This is a genomic window from Pseudomonas sp. NPDC087598, from assembly GCF_044743525.1.
GTDB lineage: Bacteria > Pseudomonadota > Gammaproteobacteria > Pseudomonadales > Pseudomonadaceae > Aquipseudomonas.
This window is the reverse complement of the sequence record NZ_JBIUWQ010000027.1, coordinates 62,980-80,259: the sequence shown is the minus strand read 5'-3', so window position 1 is coordinate 80,259 and position 17,280 is coordinate 62,980. Positions and strand designations below refer to the sequence as shown.

The window sequence follows — 17,280 nt, the reverse complement described above, 5'->3', positions numbered from 1 at the left end:
CAGTTCACCTACCGCAAAATCACCTGGACCCACGAAGTATCCGGTACTTCGGGTTCCGATGACTGGCGTGCTCCAGTCGTTTAATTACGGCTGATCGCTTCACACATCGGCCAGCTCTGCTGGTCGATGTTGTTTACGCCCCTCCAGAATTTCGCGTACGTTGACCCGCTTTTGCGGCCGTCGACGAGCGCCGCTGTACAGCACGAGGAACAACGGATGTTCGCGCCGGCCAATGAAACCCACTTTGCCCTGACCGTCGAAGGTCTCTCCGCCGACTTTCAGGTGTTTACCCTGCAAGGCCGCGAGGCCATCAGCCAGCCCTTCGTCTTCGAGGTGGAACTGGTCAGTGAGCAGCCGTCGCTTGACCTCGAAACCCTTCTGCACAAACCGGCCTTCCTGCAACTGTCGCCCGACGGCAGCGGCATCCACGGCCAGATCTACCGCGCCGCGCAAGGTGATTCGGGCAAACGCCTGACCCGTTATTCAGTGACCCTGCGCCCGCAACTGGCGTACCTCGCGCACCGCATCAACCAGCGCATCTTCCAGAACCTCAGCGTGCCGAAGATCATCGGCATGGTCCTCGAAGAGCACGGCATCCAGAGCAACGCCTACGCCTTCCAGACGGGCTCGGTCTACCCCGAACGCATTTATTGCGTGCAGTACGACGAGTCGGACCTGCATTTCATCCAGCGTCTGTGCGAGGAAGAAGGCATTCACTACCACTTCCAGCACAGCGCCACGGCGCACAAACTGATCTTCGGCGATGACCAGACGGTGTTCCCGAAACTCAAGCCCGTGGCCTATCAGCAAGACTCCGGCATGGTCGCCAGCGACCCGGTGATCAAGCGCTTCGACCTGCGCCTGGAAACCCGCACCAGCCGCACCACCCGCCGCGACTACGACTTCGAAAAACCACGGATCACCCTCGAAAGCGAAAACCGTGGCGACGCCCTGCCCGACCTCGAGGACTACGACTACCCGGGCCGATTCGTCGACCGCGAGCGCGGCAAACACCTGGCCAAACGCGCCCTCGAACGCCACCGCAGCGACTTTCAATTGGCCGAAGGCAAAAGCGATCAACCGTTACTGGTCAGCGGCCACTTCCTCGCGCTGGCCCAACACCCGAAAGCCAAATGGAACGACCTCTGGCTGCTCACCGAAGTGCTGCACGAAGGCAAACAGCCGCAAGTCCTCGAAGAATCGGTGACCAGCGACACCACCGCGCTGAAAGACGATTTCCACCAAGGCTACCGCAACCGCTTCCAGGCGACCCCGTGGGACGTACCCAACCGCCCGCCCCTGCGCCACCCGAAACCGCGCATCCTCGGCAGCCAGAGCGCCGTGGTCACCGGCCCCAAAGGTGAAGAGATCCACTGCGACCAGTACGGCCGCGTCAAAGTCCAGTTCCACTGGGACCGCGAAGGCCAGGCCGACGACAAAACCAGCTGCTGGCTCCGCGTCTCCAGCGCCTGGGCCGGCGCCCAATACGGCGGCATCGCCATCCCGCGCATCGGCATGGAAGTGCTGGTGACCTTCCTCGAAGGCGACCCCGATCAACCACTGATCAGCGGCTGCCTGTACCACAAGGAAAACACCGTCCCCTATGCGCTGCCGGCGAACAAGACCCGCAGTACCTTCAAAACCCTGAGCTCGATGGGCGGTGGCGGTTACAACGAGCTGCGCATCGAAGACAAGAAAGGTCAGGAACAGATCTACCTGCATGCCCAGCGTGATTGGGATGAAAACATCGAGCACGACCAGAAGATCCGGGTCGGCAACGAGCGTCACGATACGGTCGAAAAGAACAGCTACACGGAATTCAAGGCCGAAGAACACCACACGGTTTTTGAGCACCGCAAGGTTGAAGCGCAGGCCAATGATCACTTGACGGTGGGGGTGAATCAGCACGTCAAGATTGGCACCGGGCAGTTCATTGATGCCGGGCAGGAAATTCACCTGAGCAGCGGCATGAAAGTGGTGCTGGAGGCCGGCGCCGAACTCACGCTGATCGGCGGTGGCAGCTTCATCAAGATCGATGCCGGCGGCGTAACCATGAGCGGGCCGGTGATCAACATCAACTCCGGCGGCGGCCCGGGCAGCGGCACGGGAGCGGCGCCGTTGTTGCCGGGGCCGTTGAAGCAGGCGGATGCGGATAAGGCCGGGCAGTTGCTGGTGCCGGCGCAGCGGCAGGCGCTGATGCGTCGTACGCCGCGCTGTGAAATTTGCGAGAAAGCTGCCGCGCAAGCTGCGAAGGACGCTGCCAAATGAGTTACCCGTCGAACGCCAATTTTTTGCTGATCGACGGTGTCCTGCGTCCTGATGCTATCCCAAGTCTGTACCAGCTCGGCGAACCGCTGGAGATCGAGCCTTTGTACTTGGGGACGCGGTGGGCTGAGTTGAAGGATTTGGGGCCAATTTTGGTCAAGCCCTCGGGCTCAACAAGCCTACTGACCCGGACGTACCAAAATGCTGACCAGCAGATAGACGCAAGTCTGATCTTCAGCCGCGCGCCCATTAGTATCGTCGCTGATCATTTGAGACAGTTCATCGCTCCATCCGATGTACTGGGGGGCAATGGCATGCTGCGCTTCGCCGACCCGCTGGTCACACGGCATTGGCTCGGCAGTTATCAGGGCGAACACCTGGATGCGATACTTGGCCCGATTGAATCGTGGTCAATGCCCGAAGAACTGCATTCCTGGGAGACGACCTCCTCCGCTCAATGGGTAAGCTTTCAGCGTAAATCTCCGACATCGTGGAAGGATAACTACGCCCTATTGGGTCAGCCACAATTGGACGCCCTCGCTCAGGCCGCACGCTGGCAGTTCATCGAGCGACTGCACGATAATTTTGAGCAGTATCATCCTCGACATCTATCAACTCTGGATAAAAGCATTCGTACCGAGTGGTTTTCTCAACGGTTGGACGAAGCTCAAGCCTGGGGACTATCGAGCGAACGTAGTCTCGCTATCTGGGTCGAATACAGCCTGCGGTGGGGCGCAGGATTCAGCGAAAGCCCTAAAGGGCCTTATCAGGATTGGTTGGCCCGTACCCCCGAGGCCCCCAGACTCGCACCGGAAATACGTATCCAGCAGATGGATAACGATTGCCTGGACATCGAAATAAACAAGGAAGTGTGATGACTCAGCCCGCGACCGAAGCTCAACTCAAACAGGCCAACCGAAACCAGGCATTTACCAATGCACAAATGGGCTCGGGGCAGTGCTCATTGATGGCCGGTGAAGTCGCCATATTTCCTGTGCGTTATGCGGTGGACGAATCACCGAAAAAAGGCACAAATCAGGGTCCTAACCCTCTTCCCAAGGACTGGACAGGCAAGCCGACTGAACTGAAAACCCGCAGTTACACCCTTCGCCAACTGCGCGATGGCTGGCTATATGTGTGGGACAGCGTCGCCAAGACTTTCCATGAATACGAAGTCAAAGGTCACCAGTTCACGCGCCACAAATGGGCTGATGGTCAACTGAATAAGGATGTGCGCAACAACCCCGGCGAAACGCACCCATACCTGCTCTATCCCCGTCGCAATCAGCTGCGGATCGCTTACTCGCCCGTCCAATGGACCTGGCGTATGTGCGAACTGATGCGCAGCAGTGCGACTCAGCAGACTCAATGGATGCGTAAGGTCAACCTGGACAGCTTTTGCAGCAGTGGCAAAGCAGGCCATGGCGGCCCGATCACAGAGCTTGGTAAAAGTGTCGCGGACATCCTCGCTGCGGGCGAAAGCGCCCCCACTTTCTTAAGCACCCTGCTGCCCACTCAAGCGCCTGAGAAAGGTGGCGAATTCAAGCCCGCATTCGAAGAGGCATTGGTACGCGGCAAAGTGCCTGAACAGGACACTGCCCTGTTTATTGCACTGGATGACCCGCTGGGAATGGTTGATGACTTGACCATGAACCTTGCTGGCAGGCTCATGGAACAGGGGCAGTTTGAAAAGCTGAATCAATACAAACTGCAAAGCGCGATAGCTGTGCAAAACCTGTGTGGCTTCGACACCAACGCATTTACGCCGGACTCGATCAAAGATCCGATCAAGCGCCAAGACTACGCCGATGATCTTTACAGCCTTCTGGGCACTAATGATGAAATGGAGCGCGGTAAGGACATTGTGACTGGCGATCAAGCCGCGATGGTGGAGATGGGCTCAGCCCCTTCGACTGCAAAGGCCCAAGCCAAATTTAAAGCTAAATGGGGACACCTACCCGATCAGAAAAAATGGCAATCCGCCCTTGAAGAATGGAACGCCAAGCGCTATTGGCGCGAAGACGTGCGCTTTAACGAGGTACAGAAGTACCTGAGCAAAACCACTACCGAAGCACAACGGCTTCAAGAGCACTGCAAACGCAGCGAGCAGGACCTGCTCAAGTGGCTGGACATGCTCAGCCCCAGTGCTGAAGCGGTCTTTCATGACACCGCCGATGAAGCGCAAGCCTGCCTACTTCTCGAAACCGCCCACGCGCTCTACACCGTGCTGGCCAATGGAGAAAAAGGCCAGGAATGGTTGTGCAAGCAAGCCAAGCAACCAAGCAAGCTGTTCGGCATGGCACTGTTCAACTTCAACCCGGAACTCGCCACCCTGATCAAGAAGGTCACGCACAACTTCACTACTACCGGTAATCTGGACGAACAAGGCCGCGAAAGTGACGGCAGCGCCGCGACTTTAACGCCGACCTCATCCAGCGACGCCACGAACATCGCCACCCGAGTTGCAGAAATCAAGGCGGTGCTGGATCTCGATGTCGTCAAAAACAGCAAGCTTTACAAAGCAATGAGCAGCGCTGCCAAGCAATCCTTGACTACGTTGATCAAAGTCGCCAACAACCAGGCCAAAGATGCATGGCATGGATTGAGCACCCTGCTGTTACCAGCGATGAAACAAGAAATCGCACTGACACTCGCTGTGCCGCAAGTGCTGATTTCCACTGAAATTTCCAGCGCAACTCAACTTTCCTTCAATCCGACCTACCAGCGTGAATACCAAGCCTGGCAGATGAAGCTGACAACCCTGAACAACAAGATTACGGGTGCCAAAGGTGTATTGGGCCGCCCGGGTGCTGCTTACGATCAGCGTTCGGCGCGGATTTCCCTGCAAGTTTTTGAAGAAGAACTGAAAGCCCTCTTCTTGACGCGCCCCAACCAAATCGTAGCGAAAGCATCCGGCAGTACTCGACTGAGCGCAGGTCTACCAAAAATAAATGTTTGGTTGCGCGACTTAGGGCAGTCAGAGGTAGTGGCGCAGCTCAAAATTGCGGGAACACATGAGTATTTGGTGCGTACCAAAAGCTGGATGGGGCAAAACCTGGGCAATGCTTTGCCTGCGTTGCTGGTTGGTTTGAATGTGTGGAACGTTTTCAACACCGCTAAGCAGGCGCAAAACGATGGTCAATTTTCTGCTGATGAAGCGCGCTTAGTGGGGTCAAGCGCAGCCTACGCGGCCAATGCAATTGCTGCCTTATGGGTTGGGCCAGCCTGGAGCCGTGCGGGAGGAATGACGGCTGAACTAGGCCAAAAAACTCGGAGTGTGGCTCAAGCTTCCTATAAAAATTGGCTATCAGCAGCTAAAAAAGCCACGGCTGTCGGAGATAGTGCCAAAGCAGCGATGGCAAGCGAGTTCGCAGCGGCTTCAAAAGGTCTGATATTTCGTACCATGACATGGGCTGTTTTTGGAGTCATTGCGACGGGGCTTGAGGCTTGGCAGATTTCCAAAGACGTCAACGGTGCCACCAGTGGCGAAGAAGAAGCGCTACTGTGGGCGAAGTTTGGTGTGACTTTCGGAATGTCGTTAGTTGCAACGGGCCAATTGGCTGGTATGGCGCTCGGCCCTTTGTTCAGCTTTGCGTGGGTAATGTCCGGTCCTGTAACAATCATTTTGGCAATTCTCGGAATCGCTTATTTGATGATCACAATGGCCGCTAATCGCTACAAGCGCGATGGATTGCGCCTATGGCTATACCGTTGTAATTGGGGTCTCGGCGCGGAACCCGAGTGGTTAGGCGACGAGGGCTATCAAAAACAGACGCAGGCACTACTAGAAACCTTACAGCGCCCCAGCGTTTTGGGTAGAGCGTTGTATTACGGTGGCGGCAGCACACCTCGAAAATGGCTGGGCTTCTGGGTCCAGATTCAATTGCCTTCTACATTGCAGAGACAAGACGTGGCCCTGCAACCGGCTATGGTCGAAATCAACTATCTTTCGCCGAACGAACTCCAGTTCACGAAAGAACGCTTTTACGAACAATTTCTCAACGGAAGTTGGGTCGACCCAAAACAACTCGGTAAATTACCCGATGGTCCAAGCATCGGATCCAACCCGGCTGACTTCAAATACTCCGACACTGCCCCCCATCGACTGTGGCAAGTGTGGATCAACTCGTCGACAGAAAGCCCCGTTCTTGAGGTAGAGGTCAAATACCCACCAGGAGTGCTTCAACGCAAAGATAAACGCGGCTATATGTTTCGACTAGCGCTCGAAAGGACTCCAAGTGAAGCCGACCGAGCCAACAACGCCTTCAGCGGCGAACTAAAGGAAGACATTGTGTTAAATAAAAAAAGCACTACGTTTTTGAAACTAGCTGTGCCTAACGGAATAGTAAAATGATTTATACAATATTCAATTTCAACAAAGCACCTGATTTACCGCCGCAACTCCAATGGAAGTACTTTGCAGAACCAGAGTTTTTGGAGTGGACCATTCGCGCACGAAACTACAACACATTCGTGGCTAATTGCATGCTTGCTTTTATGGCTGCAATCACGCTCGGCGGCTCTTTCATTATGTATTCTGTCTATGAAGGAATGAGCCAGCCATGGCGAACCTTATCGTGTGTATTTTTCTTTTTTTTCATATTATTTACAATTTCGCGCATGACCCACCAGCGGGTAAGTTTTGCTTATCGCATCACCAAGTCTGGAATTGAGTATTGCGAGTGGAAATCCCCCGCCAAATGGACATTAACTTTCGTTAAGTGGTTCGCGGGTGTAACTGCGATTATTTTCATTTTTCTGGCAACGATTGATCCAGTTTTTTTGATAGGAGCAATGTTAGGCCCTGGAGGCATGGGATTGATGTATCTATCGATGGCAAACTCTAAAAACTATCAAAACTTGCACACCGAGTATCATCACCATTTCTTACAATGGAAAGAACTAAAAAAACTAATAATATCAACAAACAGAAACATGGTAGAACTTGAGTATGGCGTACCACAAAAAAATTCCAAGTACCTAGCATTAGGAAGCCTCTATGTTTTCTTTGACTCACAAAGAGAAGAAGCGACTGATATTATCAAATCCAACTTACCACTCGACGCTACTTGCACAACGGAGAAAGTCGATGTCTTAAATTAGAACAGGTACAATCTCTATGAGCTATATAATAGCTAACCCCAGAAAAAAACTTGTGCCACCATCACAATTACAATGGCAGCATACGGACGAACCAGCATTATTAGACTGGACGATCCGCGCAAGAAACTACAACACATTGATAGCCAATGTGTTGTTTTGGTCGTGTCTAACTGCAATCACAATAGGCTCACTCTTAATTTATAAAACCATGGACGACACCCCCATCTTCAGCGGAATTCTGACTTTATTGTTCTTCATAACAGTGAATATCGCACTAGTATCCATGACCCACCAGAAAATGAACTTCTCGTATCGCTTCACCCTATCCGGAATTGAGTGTTGCGAATGGAAAGACCTCCCAGAATGGACGTTAACTTTCTTAAAATGGTTTACCGGGATCTCCGTTGTCAGCTTTATTGTTCTCGCAACGATTGACCCCGCTTTTTTGATTGGAGCGCTAATTGGACCTGGCGGTATGGGACTAATGTATCTCTCAATGGCCAACTCGAAGAGCTACCGTGAAATGCATACCCAGTACCATCACCTTATATACGAATGGAAAGACTTCACCCAGTTAGCCATTGCAACGAACCGAGAGGTAGTGGACTTGAAGTTCACTCATTTCAACCCACGCCTTGGAAAAGTTATAAGTTACAGCATTAACATTTTTTGCATGCCAAAACAGAAGGAAGGAGTTGCCAATTTCATAAAACCCTTGCTATCTCCGGATGTACCCTTTATCAGGGCCAAGGTAAATGTCCCGATGAGTACTGTTTGATTCGTCGCGACGATCAATTGGTGGAAACAGCGCTGGTTGGCTACTGGTTTGGACTTGCATGGGTAAAAGCAGCCCGTAATCCGCCTAGAAACCACCACGCCCGTGGCGTGATCTGCAATGCTTTGGCTGAAGACCAGCACTTGCAAGTAGATACCTTTCCAAGAGGGTTAGGGCTTATGCCTAAAATGGAGCCTTCCAGCCCGAATCGAGCGTCTTCGCTGTTTCTCAAGCAACCCATACCACCCATCCACTCCCACCCGACGTATCCAGCTTCACCAAAAACCGAGACAACTGCGACACTCTCAGAGGAGAAATCCCCGAACCTGATCCGGCAGACCCAGACAGCCTCAGCCAGGTGATCAGTGCCATCAATCAAGTTTGCAAGGGCACGGACAAGCAATTGATGCAGCTAGAGAACAAGTATTCGACCGACGAAAACATCATGAAGAAACTATCGAGTTACGAAGAACGCATCGAAGCAGACATGAGCCTTTAAACCCCGACCACCTGACCCCTCATGACTCCAGCGAGCGCCTGCGAGGTGAAGATTGAAATTCAATGATACGTTCATCAACCGGACCGAACGCTTCACCCTCGGTATCGAAATCACTACCGGTACACCCTACCTTTCGATCCCGGTGAGCAACCGTTTGGTGGATTACGAGGAGTACTACGAAATCAGCAGCGAGTCGTACGAGTTGCTCCTGAACGATCCATCCGCCGCGTCAGATTTTGCCGAGCGCTGCCGCAACCGAGAGGAAGACCAACGATTGATCCTGAAGCCCGGATCAGATCGCGGCGTTGCTTCATAAGTACATTCGCAGGCAGCATGGTATTCACTCAGCCACCGCAGGACGCTCGCCAGTGACGGGCACTTTCCAACATGCTTTAGATCACCATGAAAGCGCGGATCGAAACGCTCTAACCCGAAGACTTGGAAACCCCCATGAATAAACATCCGATCACCCTCGCCAACGGCTGGACCGCCACTTTTGAAAACCGGGGCGAGTTCCGCATGGGGGCTGAAGGCTGGGGCTTGTTTCTGCAAGGGCCGGACGGCAGGACTATTGAGTACTTCGCTGACCAGATCATTCTGGTCAACGATGAGGACGGTACTCAGGCCAGTTCGTGCATTCGGCTCTCGAGCGACGGTTTGTACGGCTACTTGAGTGCAGCGATTAATTATTGCTGGGTGATCGACTTTGCGCGGGGCATGATCGCGCCCCATCGAGCGAGCATCCATCACTACCATCACGCCTACGACGAGAGCATCTCGCATTACGAGCAGCCGGCGTTCAAGCGTGAACGGCAATACATCAGCGTGGTGGGCATGCACATTTATCTGACCTTCCCGCTGACTCGGGACGAGGACTTCTCCAAAGTTTGGGATGAGTATCTGTCGATCCGCAGACGCCAACTGGACGAGCTGTATTTCAGAAACTGATCACCTCTGGCGCGCATGTCCAGAAAACATTCAGGCGCGCCCTACCCGATCAACTCGTCTGCCACTTCATACTTGACCACCACGCGATTGCGATAAAGCCGCTCCCGCGTCACCAACTCGCCCACCTGCCCCTTGTTTCGCACTTCTCGCCAGATTTCGTTCTCGCGGAATACCCGTCCTGCTTCGCGTACAAAGCGGTGCGCCTCCTGGAATACGTGATAGCGATACGCGCGCACTTGATCGCACAACAACTCGCCTTCGAGCTGCGTCTCCCCAACATTCAGCTTCAACTGAAAGTGCCGGTCCGTAGGGTTGTGCAGCACCAGGTCGATGTAGTTATAAAAAATCGCTGCGCCGGAGCCGAACGGTAATACCCGGCCCTCATCGGGGAACGGATCAAAGCTGTGATTGGAGCGTTCAACCACCACCAGCGGCGAGTGAATGGCCATCCAGTGAATCAGGTTACTCAGTTGGCAGATGCCGCCGCCCACGCCGGTTCGGGCTTCGCCGAAGGACAGTTCCATACCTTCGACGTATCCGCGTTTGCGCGTCGGTTGACCGACGAGGCGGCAGAAGGAGAAATACTCACCGGGGGCGATGGTGACGCCATCGATGGCCGCGACTGCGAGTTTCAAGTTGATGACTTTGTTGTGTTGCAGGGCGAGGTCGGAGTCGCCGAGTTTGCGGATCAGTTTCGAGGTGTGTTTGAGGTAACGGAATGGCAGACGTTCAGCTGCGGCGACAGGCCTTGCGTAGCGTTTGCGCGAGCAGTGCCAGGCGATTTGGCGGAACAGTCTTTTTTGCCGCACGCGCAGCCAGTACAAGGCCGGGTGGTAGAGGGAAAGTGGTTTCATCCGTGACACAACGGCGCTCGCCGTTTCTTCCTTGAGGCGTGAAAGGGGCGCGCATTTTAGCCTGTAACGCCCCGACGCCAAGCAATAACTGCGAGTATTTTTCAGTCTTACTTCGACACATTCCCTACCACTGCCGAACCTGCAAATTAAGGTTCGCCTAAGGTTGCATCGCTACCATCCCGGCCCATGAAACCCCTGTTGCCAGTGAACCGCGGATGAGTCCTTCTGATATGAAAACGTTTGATTTACCAGCCGAACAGCCGTCGAATTTCAGTCTGGTACTGGTCAATTACAAAACCCCGGACATCACGCGGATGTGCCTGGAGTTGTTGCACCAGCACGTCAAGGAACAGCGCATTCCGGTGTGGGTGGTGGACAACGATTCGGCCGATGCAAGTCTGGATTACTTGCGTTCGCTGGACTGGATCAATTTGATCGAGCGCCCTTCGCCATGCAAAGAAGCCGGGCATATTGCCCATGGCAAAGCCCTGGATCTGGCACTGGAAAAAGTTGAAACCGATTATCTGTTTTTGCTGCACACCGATACCTTTGTCTACGACAAAGAAGTGTTTTCGATGATGATGCGCGAATGCACGAAAAGTGCAGATATGGCGGCAGTCGGTTGTGTCGAACAACTCAATCGCGGTGTGGTGCGGGATACCTGGCGTTTAACTTCGCGCTTTTGCAAGCATTATGTTCGCCATATCAAAGTCCGTCTGGGTTTGAAGTCGAAACCGCCGAGACCTTATAAAGAAACTCACCTGAAAAGTTTCTGTACCTTGTGGAATGCGCGCTTGATGAAGTCCCGAGGATTGCACTTCTGCATGGATGACCGGGTGCCCGGCTATACGTTGCAGGACCGGATGGTGGCTCTGGGCTACGGCACCAAGTTTTTGTCGCCGCGCAAGATTTTCCGCTACCTCGACCACATTCAGGCAGGAACCGTCGCTGCTGCAGGTACCTACGGAGAAAATCACCGTCGGACGAAAATGTACCAGGCGACGATCAAACGTTTCCGGGGGCAGCAGGAAAAACCGGGAATTCAAGGATCGATATAATTCGCAGGCACAAAAAAATGGCGACTTTAAAGTCGCCCTTTTTTTATCTGAAATTGTATACATACACTCCACTGGAGGTGTTCGCCCAGTGTAATGGCCTGGCAATCCATGCACCGGTAAAGAGCCCTGACACTGGGCGAACGGGAGGGATTTTAATAGAAGTTGGCGGATATGTCGCCCTTCTTAAATGTAAAAATTATGTACGAAAACGTTAATAGATATTTATCGACGAAGGCTTTCGTGAAACTTTCAAAAAATGCAAACCGAACTGATAGTATGACTACTCTCATACATTAACTGTACAAGAGCAGTCAATCTGTAGAGCCAAGACTCAACTTTCGTGTTGACTGGTCACTTTTAATACATCGGTATACGTCACTACGACGCTCTGTCCGATTTTCAAATCTTTGAGTTTGGCTTGAATTTCAGGCTTCTTCACGTCGAGGGTTTTCGACTGGCCTGCGGGGTCTTTCAGAGTTACCTGATGGGTCTTCAGGTCAATTTTGGTGATTTCCAATTCCACCTGAACCTGACGGTAAGCTTCGCCGCCGGGATTATCGCTGCCCGGAGCGTTGCGCAGTTCACCGCTACGCTCGACAGTGCCAGGCAGACCTTTATCCACATCGGTATCAAGGTACGCAGCGACGGAACGCTGAACTTCGATTTTGACCTGATCGCCGACCTTCAGATTGGCCAGGTTTTTCGCCTTGTCGCTCAGTTGAACGTGGACCTGACGCCCTTCGGCGCCTTCGAGTACGACCTGGTGATTGGCTGCATCGACCGCCAGCACTTTGGTGGTGACCACATCCGCTTCAACAGTGGCGGACAGCGGAATATCGGCGGCGAACGCTCCGAAGCTGGTGGCGGACAGTACGGTTGCAAGAGTGATGGCCTTGGCCAGTGCGTGGAGCTTCATAAGCAATCCTTTCCCTGTGATGAATGGCAGCACCCGCCGCTGCAATCGTCTCCGGCGGCGGGCGTGCCACTGAGCATAGACGCTGTTCAGGGCTTGGCTTTGGTTTCTGCGGCTGCGGTTTCTGCGGCAGCGGTTTCTTGTGCAGTGGATTCGCCGCTTGCAGTGCCTTTACCGCTTTTCTGCCGTTGCTTGGGATCGGTGGGGCGCAGGGCATCGTTGTCGCGTTCGGTTTCCCCCGGTGGCCGGGGTTCGTCAGGATGTTCGTTTTGCGAGACGGGTTTCATGGTGTGGTCCTCATGCTTCAGGGTCGTCCAGTTCGCGGGCGACGTTGGCGGCGGGAGAATCCTTGTGCTCGTCGTCGGCTTTGGCGCGCAGAATCTGCCATTGTTCAAGGTCGATGGCGCCCTGACCGAGCAAGTCGTCGGCGATGCGTTGCAGGTCGAAATAATGAGCGTCGGGAGACTGCTGCCACAGGGTTTCATCGTCAAACAGACGCTGCCAGGTGTTCATGTCAGGGGGTTGCAGATCGTCGCTCATGGCCAATCCTCGACAGGTATTTCTGTGTAGAGGTTCAGCGAACAAATGGAGTTCAACCCAGATCCGTGTAGGAGGCTTTAATAGCCGGTCATTTCCAGGTAGCCGTTGCCGGTGTGGCTGCCACTGATATTGACCGGGCCTTCCCAGTAGGGAATGCGCAGGTTCATCCACGCATTGGGGTTGAGCGCCGAGAGGCGGATGTCGAGGTGTTTGTCCGGGATACTGATCGACCAATGCACGGGCATTGCGCGACCGGCGACGGTCGCGGTGTCTTCTGGCGTGAGTTTGATCTGCTCGCTGTGCAGGGTTTGCGTCTGGCCGTCAGCGTCGATCCAGGTACCAGTCAGATACGGCGCACCGTCCTTCTGGCGCATGCGGTACAGCATGACGTGTGCGCCGCTGTCCAGGTGCAGGGAAAACCAGTCCCAGCCGGTCTGGTTGGCGGTCAGCGGTTGGCTGCTCCATTCGCGGTCGAGCCAGGCCGGGCCGCTGACGGTGTAAGCCTGGCCGTCAATCTGCAGCGTGCCGCTGGCCTGAAAAAACGGTTGGCTGTAGTAGTACGACGCCTGCCCTTGTTCGGATTTCTGGCTGAAACCCTGGTCACCTTGCAGCACCAGCGGACGACTGGCGGTGAGGTGCAGTTGATAGCTGAAGGATTTGTCCTTGGCGCTGAGTTGCATATCGCTCAACGGATCCTGGGAGTGACTGACAAACTGCCAATCATCGATCCACGCCTCGAACGGAGTCAGGCGCACACCAGCCTGACCGACACCGCCCCGGGCGTAACGCTCGGCGGCATGGTGCTCAGTCGCCGAAGTCACCGCCGCATGCCCCAGCCAAATCGTCTGATTACCCCACCCGGCCTGTTCCGCGACGGGTTTGAGGGCACTGCGGAATAACGTCCATTGCACGCCGAATTCCTTGCCCTGCTGATCCTTGAGATTGGCGGTGACGTACCACCACTCAATGCGAAAACCCTCGTGGGCGCTGTGGTCCGCCGGAAAGCTGAACACCCGCCCCGGCACTACCGGGGTAAACGCTGACGCCTGATCGCCCATCCCGGCAAAGCCCTTTTGCTCGGGCGCCGTTTGATCGCAGCCATCGAGTAGCAGCATGATCATCAGTGCAACCGCGTTAATCCTCATGGGCAAACGTCCTCAGCAGGTCCGCCGGTTGCGTGCGGTACAGCGAATACAACGGCCACGCCGACGCCAGCAATGTCGCGAGCAATGCCAGCCCCAACAGTTGCAGCAATTGCCAAGGAAACACCCGCAGCGGCAGGCGCCAGCCAAACGCCTGCACGTTGATCACCGCATCCAGGCACCACGCCAGCGCGATCCCCAACGGCAACGCCAACACCAGCGTCAGCACCGCCAGCAACCAGGTCTGACCGAGATTGAGCAGCATCAGTTGGCGTCGGGTCACGCCCAGCGCCCACAGCGGCGCGAGCTGGCCGAGACGGCTCTGACTTTGCGTCAACAGGCTGATAAACAGCGCCACGCCTGCCACGGCGAGGGTCAGGCTGTTCAGCGCGGCGGTGGCCGCGAAGGTGCGCTCGAACACTTGAACCGACCAGCCCTTGAGTCGCGCCTGATCGACGATGCGGCTGTCATCGAGGGCAAAGCGTGCCTGTAATGCAGATAAAAACGCCGGGATGTTTTGCGGGTCGATGCGCAGATTGAAACGATTCGGCGTCAACTGTGGCCAACCGCGCAGCAGGTGATTGATGTTGACCAGCAAATGGCCTTTGGGATTGCCGTAGTCGGCGTAGATACCGACGATGCGTGGCATCCATGGACCGTTCGGTGCCGGAATCGTCAGTCGATCGCCCGCGTGCACCTTGAGTCGTCGCGCGAGTTGCTCGCTGAGCATCACCGCATCGTCGGTTGCCAGATGCGCCCACGGATCACCGCCACTGACTTCAAGCAAAGGCCAGTGCTGACGATAATGCGCGTGGTCGATGATCCCGAAGACTTCCGCCGGCCAGCCTTGCAGCGTCACCGCTACCTGCCAGTTGGGCAGCACCGCTGTCGCCTGCGGCTGCTGTTTGAGCCAGCTGTACATCTCGCGGGCCTGCGCCGGGTTGCTCGGGTTGATGTAGAGCTCGGCGCTGAGGCGTTGTTCGAGCCAGTCGTTGAAGGTCTGGCGAAAACCGGCGGTCATGCTGCCAGCGCCGATATTCGCAGCGAGCGCCAACAGCAATGCCATCAGCGCCAGACTCAATGCCGGTAATTGCTGACGGCAGTCGGCGAGAAACCACTGGCCGAGCACCGAGCGACTGCGCCCGAGCATTTGATTGAGTACGCCGCTGAGCAGCACCGGCAAGGCCAGCGCGGCGCCGAGCAGCAGCCCGGCCATCAGCACAAATCCGCTGGCCAGGCTGTCGCCCCAGATCAACGCCGCCAGCGCAGTAACGCCCAACCCAGCGGCCAGCCAGCCCTGACGCCGCAACCAGCGCGCATATTGCTGATGCCAGGCTTGTGGATCCGCCACCGCCAGCAACGGCAGACGCGCCGCCCGCAGCAAACTGTTGGCTCCGGCGAGCAAGGCGCCGAGCAGGCTCAAGCCGATCCCGCTGAACCACCACCAAGGACTCAGCCGCAACTGCCCCGCCACTTCCGCGCCGTACAGACCGCGCAGGCTGGCGGCGACATCCGGCAGCAGCACACTGGCCAGCCAGTACCCGCTGATCACACCAAAGACGCCACCGATCAGCGCCAACACGCCCAGCTCAACAACAAGACAGCCGTTCAACATGCGCGCACTGACACCACAGGCACGCAGTGTGCGCAGCAGCCCGCGTCGTTGTTCGAGGGCGAGGCCGATGGCCGCATGGACAATGAACAAACCGACCACGAACGAGAGAAACCCCAAGGCATCCAGGTTGAGATGAAAGCTCTCGGTCAGGCGCGCCAGATTGTTTTCCTCGCCACTGCTTCTGAGCTGCAACTGGCCTTTGAACGTGGCCGGCAACTCACCGTGAAAATCCTTGGGCAGCAACAGGCGTGACAGTTGTCCGGGTTGTTCGAGCAGGGTTTGTGCGACGCCGATGTCGACCAGCAACACGCCCGGTGCCATGTCCTTTTGCGCCAGCAGCGGCGGCAGTTTCTGGCCATTCAACGTTTGCGGGGTGGCGCCTTCGTGCAGGTTTAGGGCCTGCAGGGTTTCCGGGGAAATCCACGTACTGCCCGGTGGCGTGAAAAATTCGACCACCCGCTCGATCGGCATCGCCTGCCCCGCCACCGCCGAATCGGCCGGCAACGACACCGGTTCGATGCCCATCAGTTGCAGGCGCTGATTGTCGTGATCCTTGAGTATCAAACGGCCCTGCAACAGGGGCGACACCGGCCAGCCCTGGCGACGCAGATCGATGAACCATTGCTGCGGGAACGTCGCACCGTTCGGCGTACTGAGGCTGGCCTGCGGTTCGCCGCCAATCATCTGGCTGGCCCGGGCGTAGCTGTCACGGGCCTGACTGTTCAACGCTTCGACCCCGGTCAACAGGCTGGTGGCCAGCCACAACCCGGTCAACACGCTGAAAAACTGCACCGGATGCCGCCGCCAATGGCTGAGTAGCGCACGCAGGGTTTGCCTGAAGACAATCACGTCAGCCGCCCGTTGGAGAGCACCACCCGCTGTGCCAGTCGCGCGGCCACTCGCGGACTGTGGGTGACCATCAGCAAGGTTGTCGGCGTATCGTCGAGCAGTTCGAGCAACAAGCGCAGCACTTCATCACTGGTCGCTTCATCAAGGCTGCCGGTGGGTTCGTCGGCCAACAGCAGTTTCGGTTGCGAGGCCAGCGCCCGACCCAGCGCGACGCGTTGCTGCTGACCGCCCGACAATTGCTCGGGGTAGCGCTTGAGCAGATCAGCCAGGCCCAGACGCTGTACCAGATGCGCCTGCCAGCGCGGTTCATGACGCCCGGCCAAACGCGCCTGAAACGCCAGATTATCCTCGACGCGCAAACTGCCAATCAGATTGAACTGCTGGAACACCAGACCGATTTCCGTGCGGCGCCAGTTCGCCAGTTGCGCCTCGTTCATGCTTTCGAGCCGATGCTCGCCGCTGCGAATGCTGCCGCTGTCGACCTTGTCGAGGCCGGCGATCAGGTGCAGCAAGGTGCTTTTGCCACTGCCGGATTCGCCCATCAGCGCCAGGCTGCTGCCGGGTTCGAGTGTCAGGTCGACGCCTTGCAACACGGGCAAGGGGCCTTGCGGAGTGAGATAACTTTTGCAGACGTTTTCAACCTGGAGCATGCCGCCACCTGATCGGTCAGTGTGGGACAAGGATAGCGGATGCCGATGACAGACCAGAACCTGGCGTTG

At 55.9% G+C, this 17,280-nt stretch carries 15 protein-coding genes and 1 pseudogene; 9 read left to right on the top strand and 7 right to left on the bottom strand.

Annotated features, from left to right (window positions below):
• The 8 genes and pseudogenes from ACIOWE_RS16430 to ACIOWE_RS16395 form a co-directional block, all read left to right on the top strand.
• Positions 1–84: pseudogene (locus ACIOWE_RS16430) on the top strand (type VI secretion system tube protein Hcp); the annotation flags it as partial.
• Positions 85–216: 132 nt separating this feature from the next.
• On the top strand, positions 217–2,268 hold the full coding sequence (tssI, locus tag ACIOWE_RS16425; protein ID WP_401393317.1) for a type VI secretion system tip protein TssI/VgrG: 2,052 nt from the start codon (positions 217–219) through the stop codon (positions 2,266–2,268).
• Positions 2,265–3,140 (top strand): DUF4123 domain-containing protein, encoded by an 876-nt coding sequence (locus tag ACIOWE_RS16420; protein ID WP_401393314.1) that lies wholly within the window; start codon positions 2,265–2,267, stop codon positions 3,138–3,140. The genes tssI and ACIOWE_RS16420 overlap by 4 nt, the downstream gene beginning before the upstream one ends.
• Positions 3,140–6,619 carry a T6SS effector BTH_I2691 family protein gene (locus tag ACIOWE_RS16415; RefSeq protein ID WP_401393311.1) on the top strand — a complete coding sequence of 1,160 codons (3,480 nt, stop codon included), beginning with the start codon at positions 3,140–3,142 and terminating at the stop codon, positions 6,617–6,619. The genes ACIOWE_RS16420 and ACIOWE_RS16415 overlap by 1 nt, the downstream gene beginning before the upstream one ends.
• A complete protein-coding gene (locus tag ACIOWE_RS16410) occupies positions 6,616–7,368 on the top strand; it encodes a hypothetical protein (protein ID WP_401393308.1) in 753 nt (250 codons plus the stop codon). The genes ACIOWE_RS16415 and ACIOWE_RS16410 overlap by 4 nt, the downstream gene beginning before the upstream one ends.
• Before the next feature lie 16 nt (positions 7,369–7,384).
• On the top strand, positions 7,385–8,146 hold the full coding sequence (locus ACIOWE_RS16405) for a hypothetical protein (RefSeq protein ID WP_401393305.1): 762 nt from the start codon (positions 7,385–7,387) through the stop codon (positions 8,144–8,146).
• Between the two features lie 548 nt (positions 8,147–8,694).
• The gene (locus tag ACIOWE_RS16400; protein ID WP_401393302.1) at positions 8,695–8,958 is read left to right on the top strand and encodes a hypothetical protein; all 264 of its coding nucleotides are present in this window, start codon (positions 8,695–8,697) and stop codon (positions 8,956–8,958) included.
• Positions 8,959–9,092: 134 nt separating this feature from the next.
• Positions 9,093–9,590, top strand: a complete 498-nt coding sequence (locus ACIOWE_RS16395; protein ID WP_401393299.1) for a hypothetical protein — start codon at positions 9,093–9,095, stop codon at positions 9,588–9,590.
• A 41-nt stretch (positions 9,591–9,631) separates the two neighbouring features.
• Here the strand turns inward: ACIOWE_RS16395 and ACIOWE_RS16390 are convergent, their stop codons facing one another.
• Positions 9,632–10,444 carry a VanW family protein gene (locus ACIOWE_RS16390; protein WP_401393297.1) on the bottom strand — a complete coding sequence of 271 codons (813 nt, stop codon included), beginning with the start codon at positions 10,442–10,444 and terminating at the stop codon, positions 9,632–9,634.
• Positions 10,445–10,674: 230 nt separating this feature from the next.
• Here ACIOWE_RS16390 and ACIOWE_RS16385 point away from each other — a divergent pair, with 230 nt between their 5' ends.
• The gene (locus ACIOWE_RS16385) at positions 10,675–11,502 is read left to right on the top strand and encodes a glycosyltransferase family 2 protein (protein WP_401393294.1); all 828 of its coding nucleotides are present in this window, start codon (positions 10,675–10,677) and stop codon (positions 11,500–11,502) included.
• 331 nt (positions 11,503–11,833) lie between these two features.
• Here the strand turns inward: ACIOWE_RS16385 and ACIOWE_RS16380 are convergent, their stop codons facing one another.
• The 6 genes from ACIOWE_RS16380 to ACIOWE_RS16355 form a co-directional block, all read right to left on the bottom strand.
• A complete protein-coding gene (locus ACIOWE_RS16380) occupies positions 11,834–12,418 on the bottom strand; it encodes a hypothetical protein (RefSeq protein ID WP_401393291.1) in 585 nt (194 codons plus the stop codon).
• Between the two features lie 86 nt (positions 12,419–12,504).
• The gene (locus ACIOWE_RS16375; protein WP_401393288.1) at positions 12,505–12,702 is read right to left on the bottom strand and encodes a hypothetical protein; all 198 of its coding nucleotides are present in this window, start codon (positions 12,700–12,702) and stop codon (positions 12,505–12,507) included.
• A gap of 10 nt (positions 12,703–12,712) precedes the next feature.
• Positions 12,713–12,955 carry a hypothetical protein gene (locus ACIOWE_RS16370; RefSeq protein ID WP_401393285.1) on the bottom strand — a complete coding sequence of 81 codons (243 nt, stop codon included), beginning with the start codon at positions 12,953–12,955 and terminating at the stop codon, positions 12,713–12,715.
• Positions 12,956–13,032: 77 nt separating this feature from the next.
• Entirely contained in the window at positions 13,033–14,100 is a 1,068-nt protein-coding gene (locus ACIOWE_RS16365) for a lipocalin-like domain-containing protein (protein ID WP_401393282.1), read from the bottom strand.
• Positions 14,090–16,561, bottom strand: coding sequence for an FtsX-like permease family protein (locus tag ACIOWE_RS16360; RefSeq protein ID WP_401393281.1), 2,472 nt, complete (start codon positions 16,559–16,561; stop codon positions 14,090–14,092). The genes ACIOWE_RS16365 and ACIOWE_RS16360 overlap by 11 nt, the downstream gene beginning before the upstream one ends.
• Positions 16,558–17,211: an ABC transporter ATP-binding protein gene (locus ACIOWE_RS16355; protein WP_401393278.1), complete on the bottom strand. Its 654-nt coding sequence runs from the start codon at positions 17,209–17,211 to the stop codon at positions 16,558–16,560. Before ACIOWE_RS16355 ends, ACIOWE_RS16360 begins: the two co-directional genes overlap by 4 nt.
• Positions 17,212–17,280 lie beyond the last annotated feature (69 nt).

Excerpts from the sequence above, each read along its gene's own strand:
- ACIOWE_RS16395 (WP_401393299.1), top strand. The coding sequence starts at position 9,093 with ATGAATAAACATCCGATCACCCTCGCCAACGGCTGGACCGCCACTTTT.
- ACIOWE_RS16420 (WP_401393314.1), top strand. The coding sequence starts at position 2,265 with ATGAGTTACCCGTCGAACGCCAATTTTTTGCTGATCGACGGTGTCCTG.
- ACIOWE_RS16385 (WP_401393294.1), top strand. The coding sequence starts at position 10,675 with ATGAAAACGTTTGATTTACCAGCCGAACAGCCGTCGAATTTCAGTCTG.
- ACIOWE_RS16355 (WP_401393278.1), bottom strand. The coding sequence starts at position 17,211 with ATGCTCCAGGTTGAAAACGTCTGCAAAAGTTATCTCACTCCGCAAGGC.
- ACIOWE_RS16415 (WP_401393311.1), top strand. The coding sequence starts at position 3,140 with ATGACTCAGCCCGCGACCGAAGCTCAACTCAAACAGGCCAACCGAAAC.
- ACIOWE_RS16375 (WP_401393288.1), bottom strand. The coding sequence starts at position 12,702 with ATGAAACCCGTCTCGCAAAACGAACATCCTGACGAACCCCGGCCACCG.
- ACIOWE_RS16405 (WP_401393305.1), top strand. The coding sequence starts at position 7,385 with ATGAGCTATATAATAGCTAACCCCAGAAAAAAACTTGTGCCACCATCA.
- tssI (WP_401393317.1), top strand. The coding sequence starts at position 217 with ATGTTCGCGCCGGCCAATGAAACCCACTTTGCCCTGACCGTCGAAGGT.
- ACIOWE_RS16370 (WP_401393285.1), bottom strand. The coding sequence starts at position 12,955 with ATGAGCGACGATCTGCAACCCCCTGACATGAACACCTGGCAGCGTCTG.
- ACIOWE_RS16390 (WP_401393297.1), bottom strand. The coding sequence starts at position 10,444 with ATGAAACCACTTTCCCTCTACCACCCGGCCTTGTACTGGCTGCGCGTG.
- ACIOWE_RS16365 (WP_401393282.1), bottom strand. The coding sequence starts at position 14,100 with ATGAGGATTAACGCGGTTGCACTGATGATCATGCTGCTACTCGATGGC.
- ACIOWE_RS16410 (WP_401393308.1), top strand. The coding sequence starts at position 6,616 with ATGATTTATACAATATTCAATTTCAACAAAGCACCTGATTTACCGCCG.
- ACIOWE_RS16380 (WP_401393291.1), bottom strand. The coding sequence starts at position 12,418 with ATGAAGCTCCACGCACTGGCCAAGGCCATCACTCTTGCAACCGTACTG.